This is a genomic window from Streptomyces sp. NPDC004561 (assembly GCF_053602155.1).
This window is the reverse complement of record NZ_JBSGDB010000287.1, coordinates 1-11675: the sequence shown is the minus strand read 5'-3', so window position 1 is coordinate 11675 and position 11675 is coordinate 1. Positions and strand designations below refer to the sequence as shown.

Below are 11675 nucleotides of genomic sequence, written 5' to 3'. Positions count from 1 at the left end.
GCCCAGCCATCCCAAGATCCTGCACGGCCGCGGTCAGATAGCCGAGATGCTGGACGACGTCTACAGCCGCGACATAAGCTCCGGCGCGGTCCACCACCGCCTTGGTCCCGCCGAAGACGGCGCCCTGCAGGACGGCCGCGGTCAGTACCTCACCCCAGCCACGGTCCTCGTCGGTGGCGTCCGGTGCGTCCTCCTCGTGCCCCGACCACTTCCACGCCTGCTTGAACAGGGCCCCGGCGAGCATCCCGCCGGCCACCCCCAGGAGAAGCCCTACCGGCTTGTAGGCGACCTCGGCTGCCTTCACGCCTCATCCCCTCCCACAGCGGCACGCCAGCCACAGCACGACGGCGGCACCGGCCGCCGCCAGCAGCAGGCCACGCTGGTCCCGCGCCACCTGCCGGCCCTGGGCCGTCCTCGCCCGCACCTGTTCGGGCGCCTTCTCCTCCCACAGCCGACCGGCCTGCGCCGCCTTCGCGCGGGCCTGCACGGCGGTCCTGGCCGCCTTGTCCTTCACCGGGTCGGGCACCTTGTCCTGCACCCGGGACACCGCTTCCGCGGCCTTGTCCTTCAGCTCCCCGGCCTTGAGCGCGGCCTGCTCCTTTAGCTCCCCGGCCTTGTCGGCGGCCTGGGCCTTCGCCTCGGCCGCCTTCTCCTGGGCGCGCGCCTTGACGTCGGCCTTGGACGCCAGTGCCGCCACCGTCTCCCCGAGCTCGTGGCGGGTCTGCTCGACGTGCTCGCGCAGTTCTTCCGGGTCCCCCGTGGACTCCTCGTGCGACGGCTCGCTCATCGGTGCGCACTCTCCTTGATCTCGGCCACGTCGGCCTTCACGTTCTCGATCGTCTCCTGGGGCGAGGGCGGCGAGGCCTTGGTGACCTCCTTCTTCCCCCGCAGCGCCAGCACGGCGGCGATCACGCCGAGGACCGCGGTCACGATGAGGGCCGCGGCCCACACCGGCAGCGACAGCGCCAAGGCCGCGATGGCGGTGGCCACCAGGGCCTCCAGCATCAGGAACCCGACCACCCCGGCACCGCCGAACAGCCCACCGCCCTTGCCGAACCGCTTGCCCTTCTGAGTCATCTCCGCCTGTGCCAGGCGTAGTTCGCCGCGCACCAGCTCTGTCAGCTGCTGCGAGGCCCGCTGCACCAGCTCGCCGACCGGCTCCGCGGACGTCAGCCGGTCCGGGTCGTGGTGCGGCTGTGCACTCGACGACATGGCGATCACCTCCCGTTGCTCGTCACTTCCGGCAGGAAAGCGCCGTAGCGCGATCCGGTGGGCGCGAGTACCCCGAACAGAGCGGTTCAGGACACGGATTGGGTGCTCGTTCAGTTGTCGTCCAGGCGGCGGACGTCCTCCTCGTCCCACTTCGTGGTGTCGCGCGGCTGGGTGTAGGGCTCGGCCTCGGGCGGATGTCCGCCGGCGATGGCCCGCTGCCGCACGGTCTCCGCGTCGAACTCAAGTCCCAGCAGGATCGCCAGATTGCTGATCCACAGCCACACCAGGAAGACGATGACGCCGGCCATGGTGCCGTAGGTCTTGTTGTACGAGCTGAAGTTGGCGACGTAGAACGCGAAACCCGTGGAAGCGGCCAGCCAGATCACGAGCGCCAGGAAGCTGCCCGGGGTGATCCACCGGAAGCCCTTGACCTTGGCGTTCGGGCTCGCCCAGTACAGGATCGCGATCATCATCGTGACCAGCAGGACCAGTACCGGCCACTTCGCGATCGACCACGCGGTCAGCGCCGTGTCCCCGATCCCGAGCGCCTGCCCTGCGTGGCGGGCGATGCCGCCGGTGAAGACCACGATCAGCGCGCTGATCACCGCCAGCACCATCAGCACCACCGTGAGGCCGACCCGTACCGGCAGCACCTTCCAGATCGGCCGGCCCTCCGGCATGTCGTAGACGGCGTTCGCGGACCGGATGAAGGCCGCCACGTACCCGGACGCCGACCACACCGCGAGCAGGATGCCCACCACGGCCATGACCGAGCCGGTGCCGGAGTGGTTCTGCAGCTGCTCCACGGCCCGGGTGATGATGTCCCGCGTGGAGCCGGGGGCCAGATGCCTGATGTTGGCCAGCATCTTGTCGGTGACCGAGCGGCCGGCGAGTCCCAGCAGCGACACCAGCACCAGCAGGGCGGGGAACAGGGACAGCACCCCGTAGTAGGTCAGCGCGGCGGCCCGGTCGGTCAGCTCGTCGTCCTGGAACTCCTTCAGGCTGCCCTTGAGCACCGCTCCCCAGGCCGCCTTGGGCAGCTCCGTCGGCGCCACCGGCGCCGCCTCTTCGACCTCCCGGTCGGGCCCGGCGTCCTCCGGATCCGGCACCCGGGCAGCCCGGGCCCGTTCACGGCCGTCATGGTCTTTTCGCCCTGGAAGATGCAGCTTCGCCATACCCACCGGGTATCCGCGCAGCGCACGCTCAAGCCAGGACCGGCCACGGGAGCCCTGCGCGCGACTCGCCGTACAACCCGGCTGATCGCCTCCTCCGTCCTCGGGAGCGACTACGAGGTCACGCCGACCGCGCTGCGGTCGACGGCCGACCGGTACGCCGCCTCCGTGCGCCTGCGGGTCTACACGCACAAGAACGGTGGCTGGAAGGAGTCCGACCAGGTCACCGTGGGCAAAGCCGACTGACCCCGACGGCGCTGCCCCGCACGCGGAGAGGCGGTGGTGCAGGAAGCCGCACCACCGCCTCACATCCCGCGCGGGAGCCGCGGGACGCGTCAGGCCTTGCCCTCGCTCACGACCCACTTGCCGTGGATCCTGTCGCCGACCGTCTCGTAGCCGGAGCGGAACGAGCCGAGCCAGTTCAGGGTGAGGCCGGCTTCCGCCTCGGAGCGCACCGGCGTGTAGCTGCTCGCCTGGTCGGAGGGGCCGCCGGTGGTGTTCCGGGCGACGTAGGGGAAGGGGTGGACGGGCCGCGTCGCCGTCGTCCTGCCCCTGCCGTCGACCGACTTGGTCAGCAGGCTCTCCGGCGCCTTGCCCCTGGTCGCCCAGTCGACGAGGGCGCTCAGCCCGTCGAATCGGTCCGGGCCCTGGCCGCCGCCGCAGTGGGCGACGCCGGGCAGGAGGAAGAGCCGGGCGAAGTCGCTGGTGGCCGCCGCGCCGCCCATCGCCTTCTGCACGGCCTTGTAGTACGCCATGGTGCCGACCGCCGGAATGTGCTGGTCGCCCAGCCCGTGCCACAGGATCAGCTTGCCGCCGGCCTTCCTGAACGCGGTGAGGTCCGGGTCGGTCGCGTCGTACACGCCCTCGTTGGACCGCATGATCCTCTTGAAGTAGGCCGACGTGAACTTGACGTCCTTGTACGTCAGTTGCGGCTGCGGATCGTCGAACACCTGGTAGCGCAGGGTCTCCCGGACGAAGTTGACGTCACCGGTCGTTCCGGTCGGTGTGCTCGGTACGATGACCTGGGCCCAGTTCAGCTCCGAACCCCGCAACTGGTAGCCGGGGTAGAGAAGTTGGTCGTGTTCGTCGGTCGGGCCGGCGTAGATGCGGCGCAGGGTGGTGACCTGGTCGGCGGTGAGGCAGAAGTCGGCCGACGTGGAGGTCTGGCCGGTCCCGCACCGGATGCTCGCCGGGTCCCAGGTGCAGCTGAGCGGGTCGGCGATGACGCCGTCGGTGGCGCCGCAGCCCTTGAGAACGGCCTGGTGCAGGGGCGCCAGGTCGGCCGTGGTGATCGTCGCCGGGCCGCCGTCGAGGAAGACGGACCGCGCGGTCCAGGCGTGCGAGAAGGTGTTCAGCGCGGTGAAGTTGTTGGCCGGTGCCCCGGCGAGGATGCCGTCGAAGTCGGTCGGGTAGCGCTGCGCCTCCGTCAGGGCCTGGTGCCCGCCCTGCGAGCAGCCGTCGAAGTAGGAGTGACCGGCGGAGCGGCCGTAGTACCGCCTGACGTTGCAGATAGTCGGCCTGCCTGCCGGTCTGCGGCAGCCGCAGCTCGAAGTGGATGTGCGGCGCGATCACGCCCTTGACGTCGCACGCGGCCCAGTCGCCGAGCGTGTTGTCGGCCGCCGTCAGCACCGTCGCCGACGACACCTCGAACGGCACACCGGGCACCGCCGCGGCCAGGTCGAGGCCGGTGACATCGGAACAGTTCATCGCCGGTGCGATGCCGGAGGAGGCGGACGCCGTGGCGGCGGGGGTGTTCGACGGGTTCGCGGCGAGCGCCGTACTCGCGCCGGCCACCAGGGCGAGCACGGTGGCCGGCGCGGCGAGGACGGCGGCTGTTCGCCACCGGCGCCATCTGAGGATCGGCAGGGGCATGCTCGGTCTTCCTTCCCGGGGTCGGTCACGGACAGGAGCCGTCGACGGCCGGGGAAACGTAACCCGCTGACGCGCGCGGGACAAGGAATGTTGACTGGATTGTTGACGATTTCGGTGACGCCTTATCCCGCTTGGTCGTTCGCAGCGGAACGCAGCCGGTCCAGTTCTCCGCCGATCCCGTCCCGCAGCGCGGTGTGCCGGGGACCGAGACGGAACCGCTCGCCGCTCCACCGGTCGGGCGGATACAGCCACACCGGCTTGCCCGCCAGTTCGGCGGGCTCCCAGTCGAACCGCGGCCAGACATGGGCGTGCAGGAAGGGATCCGTGTTGCCCAGGATCTCCAGGTTGACCCGCCGGAAGCCGGGATCCAGGTGCCGGCAGGCCCGCTCCACCGCCTCCCCGAGCCGCTCCATGTCGGACAGGAACGACAGCCGCCTGCCCCTCGGCAGGTCCGAAAGCCGTTCGACGCTCGGGTCGTCCGCGAGGAGGACCGAGTAGCCGGGGAGGAACTGAACGTCTCCGATCACCGCGAACCCCGACTCCAGCCGTCGCAGCACGGTGGGGTTCTCGCCGCGCAGAGAAGCGCCGATCCGGTCCTTGCGCCAGTCATCACTCATGGCCCGAACCTACTGTTAGGGTGCGCTGCCGTGATCGAGATATGAGCGAGAAGGACCCCGACCCCCCGAAGGACCGCCGCCCCTCGACGGACGAGCTGCTCGGCCGCCTGACGGCCCCTCAGCGGCGGGCACTGCGCGACGCGGGCTTCGATGTGGAGGAGCTGCGTGCGATGGCGTCCGCGCCCGGAGGCGAGGAGCGAGTGCGGGCGATCGTCGGGGAGTTCACCGACAGCGGCGAACGGCTGACCCCGGTCGACTGGCCCGTCCCGCCGGAAGGGCGGGCGCCGCTGCGGCTCGTCGTGCTGCGGTGGTCGCAACTGCTCGCCTTCGACCTCGCCGCGGTGGCCGCCACCGGGCTCGCCGCCGTGAAGATCGGGCGCTGGCCCGCCGTCGGCACCTATGTCGCCTTCACCCTCCTGTACGTCCTCTGGCTCAGGCGCAGGATGCCGCGCTCGCCGGGACGCAGGGTCGCCGGCATCGTCGCGGCGCTCGGCTACGCGGTGCTGATCATCGGCGCGGGCTACGGCACTCCCCGCGTCTACCTCGACGCCTGGGGCAAGGAGGGCACGGCGACCGTCGTCGACCAGAACGCCTCACGGACGCGCGACGGCGGCGAGGACCACACCTGCACGGTCACCCTGCCCAACGGCGACAGACGACAACTTCAGGCGTCGAGCCATGTCTGCGCACACTTGGAGCCGATCGTCGCCGACCGGGTGCCGGTGGTCTACGACCCGGCCCACGTGGTCCTGCCGATGGCCGGTACGAAGGGCCAGTTGGACGTGGCGAAGAGCGTACTGGCCCCCGCGATCGGGCTGTCACTGGTGGTGGCTGCGGTCGCTCACGCGGTCGTACGGACGGCGGTGGCCGGGGGCGGACGGCTTCGCGCAGGGGGATCCTGACAGATCGGGGGGTGTTGGTGGAGTCGTCGGTCGCCGAGCCGAAGCCCCCTCGTCCGCGACGGCGGACGAGGGGGCGCCGGCCCGAGCGCGGCGTCACCCCATGTTCACGACGGCGGGGGAGTTCTGGTAGGCGGCGAGCAGCCACCTGCCGTGCTGCCGGGTGAGCACCCAGGTCGCGACCGCGAGCCGGTCGTCCGGCGCCTCGGTCTCACCCGCGAAGAGGATGTTCGTCTCGCTGACGACCACGGCTGCGTCGTCGTTGAGGAAGCGGATGTTCACCACCTTGTTGGTAGTGGTCGAGCCCTTGAGGAAGCCGCTGAAGCCGGCCTCCATGCTCGCGCGGATCTCGTCCCGCGACCTCCGGTAGGACCCGGGCAGGATCGCGCTGGCGTCCTCGGTGTAGTCGGCCACGAACGCGTCGGCGTCGTGCGCGTCCCATGCGTCGTAGACGCCCTTGAGCACCTTGAGGATGGCGGACTCGTCCGACGCATGCGCCTGATTCGCAGTCAAGGTTTCCCTCGCTTCGTCGTACTGTTGCGGCTCGCCGCGGTCTGCGACGCACCGGGAGTCATGTGCGGCTCCACGGATACATACCGGCGGCGGTCCGGGAACTCATCGCCCTCCGGGGATATTTTTCCGCTTGGCAGCGGCAGGCCCCTGACCAGCGCCGATACCGTAAGCGCCGTCCGGACCGGACGGCGCTGCGGCGCGACCGGCTCGGACGAGGAGGACGTCATGGAGTCGGACACTCAGGGCCGCTGCCCTCTCCGGCCATCCGGAGGCCGACGGTCGCGGCTCGGTGCCCCAGCGCGTCAGCCGCGTGCGCGGCTTGGCCAGGGGTGTCCATCGGGCGACCGACCCGAAGGCCGCCCCGCGCGAACGAAGTCCCCGTATTCGTCCTGGACCACGCCGGCGTTGACCCACCGCTCCCGCACCGCGCCGGTGGCTTCCTCGGCAGCCGCCAGTGCGGTCGATGGATCCTCGGCCGTGGCGACGAGCACGCCGAAGTCTTCTTCGTCCGCGTCGGCGTAGAGCGCCGGAAACTCGCCCAGGTCGAGGAACCCCTCGTGTCCGATGCCCTCGACGACATGGACGTAGATCTCATATGACGTCCGGGCCGGGCGGACCTCGACGTAACCGACGCCGGGCCGGCCGGAGGCGCCGTCCAGCACCATCTCGCCGACCTCATGTCCGGGATGGCCGTCCGCTACGCGATGCCGGGCACCGACACCCATCAGCTCGTCGGGCGGCCCGCACCGGACCTGGACCTCGGTCCGGCCCGGGCGCATGAACTCCTACGGTCTGGGCACGGCATCCTGCTGGACCCGGCCGACGCGTTCGCCAGGATCGCCGGCCCCTGGTCGGACCGGGTGGACCGGGTGGGCCAGGGCGCCGACACCGAGCCGATGCTCATCCGGCCGGACGGCTACGTGTGCTGGGCCGGCGCGGACGACCTGGAACCGGCGCTCGACCACTGGTTCGGCGAGCCCCGCTGAGCCGATGCTCTGCCGGGTGCCGTCGCCGTCCGCGCTGTCGTCAATGGAGCGTGCGAGGACTCGGCGTCCGAGAGGCGCGGCGCACCGCCCGGAGCGCCAAGACCGCCACGGTGACCCAGAGCACGCAGTTGAGAGTGTCCGTGATCATGAGAACAGGATGAGGCGCGCGCAACAGGCTCGGCACCCTGGCGAAGATCAGCCCCAGGCCCACGAGGAGGGGGAGCCATGCCCGAAAGAATCGCATGTCTTGATCGGGACTCTTTCCCTTCCGAAGCTGGGTCCTCTCCCACCATCGGGTGCCGAGACTCATGAGGACCAGCGCGCACCCCGTCGCGACCACGGACCAGTCCATGAACTGCAGCATCGCGACTCCTCTACCGGGAAGAGGATCTTCCCCCCGCGGGTGATCGCGGTCAAGGGGCCGGCGCCCCGCAGCAGCCCACGGCCGCCTGGGAGATCATCGACTCCTCCTTCGGGGGCGGGCCACCGGTCATTCTCGAGGCGCCGGAGGGAACAAGTCCGAAGGAGTGGATTGCCGAAGTGACTTGAACAGGGATCTCGTGGGTTCTCCACAGCCGCGCCTGCTCCTGTCCGGAGCATGGGAGTTGGCGGGGCTGTGTGGGTCGCGGTGGCCCCGGAGACAGCTCGCCGCGTGTGGGTGGTCATGCGGTAGGGTCGATCTATCGGAGTAGAAACGTGCTCTGGGGCCGAGCGGACAGCCGGACAGGGAGTACGCGCACACGCGGTATCGGACGATCCGCCACTTCTTCCGCGGAAGGAGTGCGTCATGAGGGCAGCACAGTTCAGCCGGTTCGGCGGCCCAGAGGTTCTTGAGATCGTCGGCCTTCCCGATCCCCGTCCCGGCGCCGGAGAAATACGGATCAAGGTCCGTGCCGCGGGCATCAACGCCAGCGACTGGAAGAAGCGTCAGGGCCTGATGGACCAGGAACTGCCACAGACCCTGGGCTACGAGGCTGCTGGCATCGTTGACGAGATCGGCGACGACGTCTCGGGTGTCACGGTTGGCGATCGGGTCTTCGGTGCCTCACCGTACGGAGCCGCCCAAGCGGAGTTGGCCGTGCTGTCCTACTGGGCCCCGATCCCGAACTCGCTCGACTACGCGAGGTCCGCAGCGATCCCCGCGTCAGCCGAGACCGCAGCGCGCTCGCTCGACCAGCTTGGCGTCACAGCGGGCAGCACCCTGCTCATCAACGGGGCATCTGGCAGCGTCGGGAGTGCCGCTGTCCAACTCGCCGTGGAGCGCGGCGCGCGCGTCATCGGCACGGGTAGTCCACGCACGCACGAAGCCCTCCGCTCGCTCGGGGCCGAGCCGGTGGCATACGGCGACGGGATGCCGGAACGAGTCCGGTCAATCATGCCATCGGGTGTCGATTTCGCACTGGACGTCGTCGGCAGCGGCGTCCTTCCCGAACTCGTGGGACTCGCGGGCGCACCCGAGCACGTGATCACGGTCGCCGACTTCCGCGGCGCGCAGCAGACGGGCATCCGTTTCAGCCGCGGCGACACCGGCCGCGCCACCTATGCGCTGACCCAGGTCGCTCAAATGGTTGAAACGGGACGATTCTCCATCCAGGTCGGTCAGACCTTCCCCTTGACCGAGGTGGCCCACGCCCACCGCGTCGGCGAAGCCGGCACTGTGCGCGGCAAGCTGGTGCTACTCGTGGACTGACCGGTCTGCAAAGGGACTCTTCACGATCGAAGGGGCGGTTGCGGCCTGAACCTGCCGGTCTCGAGCAGTGACCGTGCAAGCTATGCAAGGTAGTTGGGCAGGCTTCGGAATCCGAGGTCGTGCGGCGGCCGCCGAGTCACGGTGTCGCGTGGCCTGCCTGCGCAGCCGCGGCGACGGCACCACTGGTCGGGTTCGACGACCGGGCAGGCCAAGACCGCGCTTCTCGAGTCCGCCAGCAGCGGTGCCGGGTGGTCAACGCACCCCACCTCGCCGCCCTCGTACGCGCCGGAGCCCGCTTCGAACGCGGTCGGCTGGTCGAACGAATCCAGGAGGCAGCATGACAGCGCATGACCACACGAGCTTCGACCCCGCGATCACCCTCGATCAGATCAATGCCGCGACCGAGCACCTCATGGAGACGGCGTCCCGGTTCACCGACGCCGACGTACGTGAACCTTCCCTGCTGCCTGCCTGGTCACGCGGGCACGTACTGACCCACTTGGCCCGCAATGCCGACGGCGGCCGGAACTTGCTGATCTGGGCCCGGACCGGAGCGGAGACGCCGGAATACCCGAGCCTGGCCGCCCGGGACGAGCAGATCGAGGAAGGGGCGGGCCGCGGCGCCGCCGAACTCGTGGCCGATCTGCGTGACACCGCTGCCGAGTTCGCCGCGGAGTACCGCAAGATGCCGCCCGAGGCGTGGAACCAGAGGGTCCGCTGGACTCGGGGGCAGGAGCGAGCTGCTCTGCGCGCCGCCGACTCCCGGCTTTGCGAGGTGCTGATACACCACGTCGACCTGGACGCCGGCTACACGCCTGCCCAGTGGCCGACCGACTTCGTCCGGGACATGCTCGGCCGAGTAGTGGCGTCCTTCAGCACGCGCGACGGCACCCCTGCGATGCGGCTGCACGCCACCGATACCGAGATCGGCTACGACATCGGCACCGCACGACAGGCGCCGGTCATCCACGGAACACAGACCTCGCTCCTGGCCTGGTTGATGGGGCGCGCACCCGGCACCGACCTTGCCGTCAACGGCGCTCCGGAACTACCCGGGCCACCGTTCCTCTACTGATCGATGACCTCGGACCGCCGAGGCAAGGCCATTGATCAACTCATGGACGACATCTGGCGATTGGCGCATAGCCGATTCCGTCCTTGGCATGGGCGCACGGCCGCTTCGCCGCCACGGAGGGTGCCGTCGCGTGCACTGTGACCCCTCACCCGGGTCGGTCAAGCCATGGTCGGGCCCGCTTTTGATCGTGAATCGATCAAGAACGACACGCGAACGCCATAGGAATGGCAAAGGAACGTTCCCGCTTCAACCGCTCTCTTGTTGACGTGGCCTCGACATCCGTAGGTTCTGCGCGGCCACGGTGCACACCCCGCGCCGCGGCCGCATCGCGCACCCCCCACGCCCCTTCCCGCTACACCGTCTTGCGGAGGAAGTACGTTGCGCAGAACCGTCTCCCTTGCCGCCGTGGCCACCCTTGCCACGACTGCTCTCGCCCTGGCCGCCCCCGTTGGCCAGGCGGCCCAGGCCACCGCCTCCCCGTCCCACGGCGTCACCGTCGCCCACGCCTGCGCCGCCCCGACCAAGAAGGGCGAGACGGCCTGCAACGCCCTGCAGGTCACGAGCGGCACGCCGAAGTCGGCACACGCCGAGAGCGACCTGACCGCGGCCGCCGCACCCGCCGGCTACGGCCCCGCCTCACTCCAGTCGGCGTACAACCTGCCGTCCGCGACCGGCGGTTCGGGCCAGACGGTGGCGATCGTCGACGCCTACGACGACCCGAACGCAGCGTCCGACCTCGCCGTCTACCGCTCCCAGTACGGCCTGCCCGCCTGCACCACCGCCAACGGCTGCTTCACGAAGGTCGATCAGAGCGGCGGCACCAGCTATCCGCGCGGCGACTCCGGCTGGGCCGAGGAGATCTCCCTCGACCTCGACATGGTCAGCGCCGCCTGCCCCAACTGCAAGATCCTCCTGGTGGAGGCGAGTTCCTCCAGCATGACCAACCTCGGCACCGCGGTGAACACCGCGGTCCGGCTGGGCGCGAAGTTCGTCTCCAACAGCTACGGCGGCTCCGAGTCCTCCAGCGACGCGACCTACGACTCCAGCTACTTCAACCACCCGGGCGTCGCCATCACCGTCTCCTCCGGCGACAACGGCTACGGCGTGCAGTACCCGGCGGCCTCCAAGTACGTGACGGCGGTGGGCGGTACGTCCCTGAGCACCGCCTCGAACTCGCGCGGCTGGAACGACACGGTGTGGAGCGGGGCGGGCTCCGGCTGCTCCGCGTACGACGCCAAGCCCAGCTGGCAGAAGGACGGCGGCTGCGCCAACCGCACGGTGGCGGACGTGTCGGCGGTCGCCGACCCGAACACCGGTGTCGCGGTCTACGACAGCTACCGCTCGGCCACGGGCTGGATGGTCTTCGGCGGCACCAGCGCCGCTTCCCCGCTGATCGCCGCGACCTATGCCCTGGGCGGCACCCCGTCCACCGGCTCCTACCCGGCGTCCTTCCCGTACGCGCACACCTCGGCCCTGAGCGACGTCACCAGCGGCTCCAACGGCAGCTGCGGGGGCTCCTACCTCTGCACCGGCACCACCGGGTACGACACGCTCCGCGATTTCCTCAAGCGACTGCTTCGGCTCGCCCCATTCGTACTCTTTGATGGAATCGAGGAGTGGGCACTCGATGACGAGTTGC

13 protein-coding genes and 1 pseudogene are annotated in these 11675 nt (G+C 70.0%); 6 read left to right on the top strand and 8 right to left on the bottom strand.

The features are described from left to right. Positions 1–76 precede the first annotated feature (76 nt). From ACWEN3_RS30195 to ACWEN3_RS30180, 4 genes and pseudogenes are all read right to left on the bottom strand, one after another. Positions 77–304: pseudogene (locus ACWEN3_RS30195) on the bottom strand (DUF4235 domain-containing protein); the annotation flags it as partial. A 3-nt stretch (positions 305–307) separates the two neighbouring features. Further along, a complete protein-coding gene (locus ACWEN3_RS30190; protein WP_452977009.1) occupies positions 308–787 on the bottom strand; it encodes a DUF3618 domain-containing protein in 480 nt (159 codons plus the stop codon). Continuing rightward, the gene (locus ACWEN3_RS30185) at positions 784–1212 is read right to left on the bottom strand and encodes a phage holin family protein (protein WP_452977007.1); all 429 of its coding nucleotides are present in this window, start codon (positions 1210–1212) and stop codon (positions 784–786) included. The genes ACWEN3_RS30190 and ACWEN3_RS30185 overlap by 4 nt, the downstream gene beginning before the upstream one ends. Positions 1213–1322: 110 nt before the next feature. Further along, positions 1323–2387, bottom strand: a complete 1065-nt coding sequence (locus ACWEN3_RS30180; protein WP_452977005.1) for a YihY/virulence factor BrkB family protein — start codon at positions 2385–2387, stop codon at positions 1323–1325. Between ACWEN3_RS30180 and ACWEN3_RS30175 the strand changes: the two genes are divergently transcribed. Continuing rightward, positions 2373–2630, top strand: a complete 258-nt coding sequence (locus ACWEN3_RS30175) for a hypothetical protein (protein ID WP_452977003.1) — start codon at positions 2373–2375, stop codon at positions 2628–2630. The genes ACWEN3_RS30180 and ACWEN3_RS30175 overlap by 15 nt on opposite strands. A gap of 89 nt (positions 2631–2719) precedes the next feature. Here ACWEN3_RS30175 and ACWEN3_RS30170 read toward each other — a convergent pair whose 3' ends face one another. Both ACWEN3_RS30170 and ACWEN3_RS30165 read right to left on the bottom strand, forming a co-directional pair. Further along, the gene (locus tag ACWEN3_RS30170; protein ID WP_452977011.1) at positions 2720–3895 is read right to left on the bottom strand and encodes a tannase/feruloyl esterase family alpha/beta hydrolase; all 1176 of its coding nucleotides are present in this window, start codon (positions 3893–3895) and stop codon (positions 2720–2722) included. Between the two features lie 483 nt (positions 3896–4378). After that, positions 4379–4873 (bottom strand): HIT family protein, encoded by a 495-nt coding sequence (locus ACWEN3_RS30165; RefSeq protein ID WP_452977001.1) that lies wholly within the window; start codon positions 4871–4873, stop codon positions 4379–4381. 41 nt (positions 4874–4914) lie between these two features. On the opposite strand from ACWEN3_RS30165, the gene ACWEN3_RS30160 reads away from it, so the two are divergent. Next, positions 4915–5775: a hypothetical protein gene (locus ACWEN3_RS30160; protein WP_452976999.1), complete on the top strand. Its 861-nt coding sequence runs from the start codon at positions 4915–4917 to the stop codon at positions 5773–5775. 93 nt (positions 5776–5868) lie between these two features. On the opposite strand, the gene ACWEN3_RS30155 is transcribed toward ACWEN3_RS30160, so the two are convergent. Together ACWEN3_RS30155 and ACWEN3_RS30150 are read right to left on the bottom strand one after the other, a co-directional pair. Then, positions 5869–6285, bottom strand: a complete 417-nt coding sequence (locus ACWEN3_RS30155) for an SgcJ/EcaC family oxidoreductase (RefSeq protein WP_452976997.1) — start codon at positions 6283–6285, stop codon at positions 5869–5871. A 302-nt stretch (positions 6286–6587) separates the two neighbouring features. Further along, the gene (locus tag ACWEN3_RS30150) at positions 6588–6950 is read right to left on the bottom strand and encodes a hypothetical protein (protein ID WP_452976995.1); all 363 of its coding nucleotides are present in this window, start codon (positions 6948–6950) and stop codon (positions 6588–6590) included. Between the two features lie 12 nt (positions 6951–6962). On the opposite strand from ACWEN3_RS30150, the gene ACWEN3_RS30145 reads away from it, so the two are divergent. The 4 genes from ACWEN3_RS30145 to ACWEN3_RS30130 form a co-directional block, all read left to right on the top strand. Continuing rightward, entirely contained in the window at positions 6963–7271 is a 309-nt protein-coding gene (locus ACWEN3_RS30145) for an aromatic-ring hydroxylase C-terminal domain-containing protein (protein WP_452976993.1), read from the top strand. Positions 7272–8058: 787 nt separating this feature from the next. Further along, positions 8059–8961 carry an NADP-dependent oxidoreductase gene (locus ACWEN3_RS30140; RefSeq protein ID WP_452976991.1) on the top strand — a complete coding sequence of 301 codons (903 nt, stop codon included), beginning with the start codon at positions 8059–8061 and terminating at the stop codon, positions 8959–8961. 337 nt (positions 8962–9298) lie between these two features. Continuing rightward, the gene (locus ACWEN3_RS30135; protein WP_452976989.1) at positions 9299–10036 is read left to right on the top strand and encodes a maleylpyruvate isomerase family mycothiol-dependent enzyme; all 738 of its coding nucleotides are present in this window, start codon (positions 9299–9301) and stop codon (positions 10034–10036) included. 378 nt (positions 10037–10414) lie between these two features. Next, positions 10415–11675: S53 family peptidase (locus ACWEN3_RS30130; protein ID WP_452976987.1), on the top strand; the 1261-nt coding region annotated here is incomplete at its 3' end.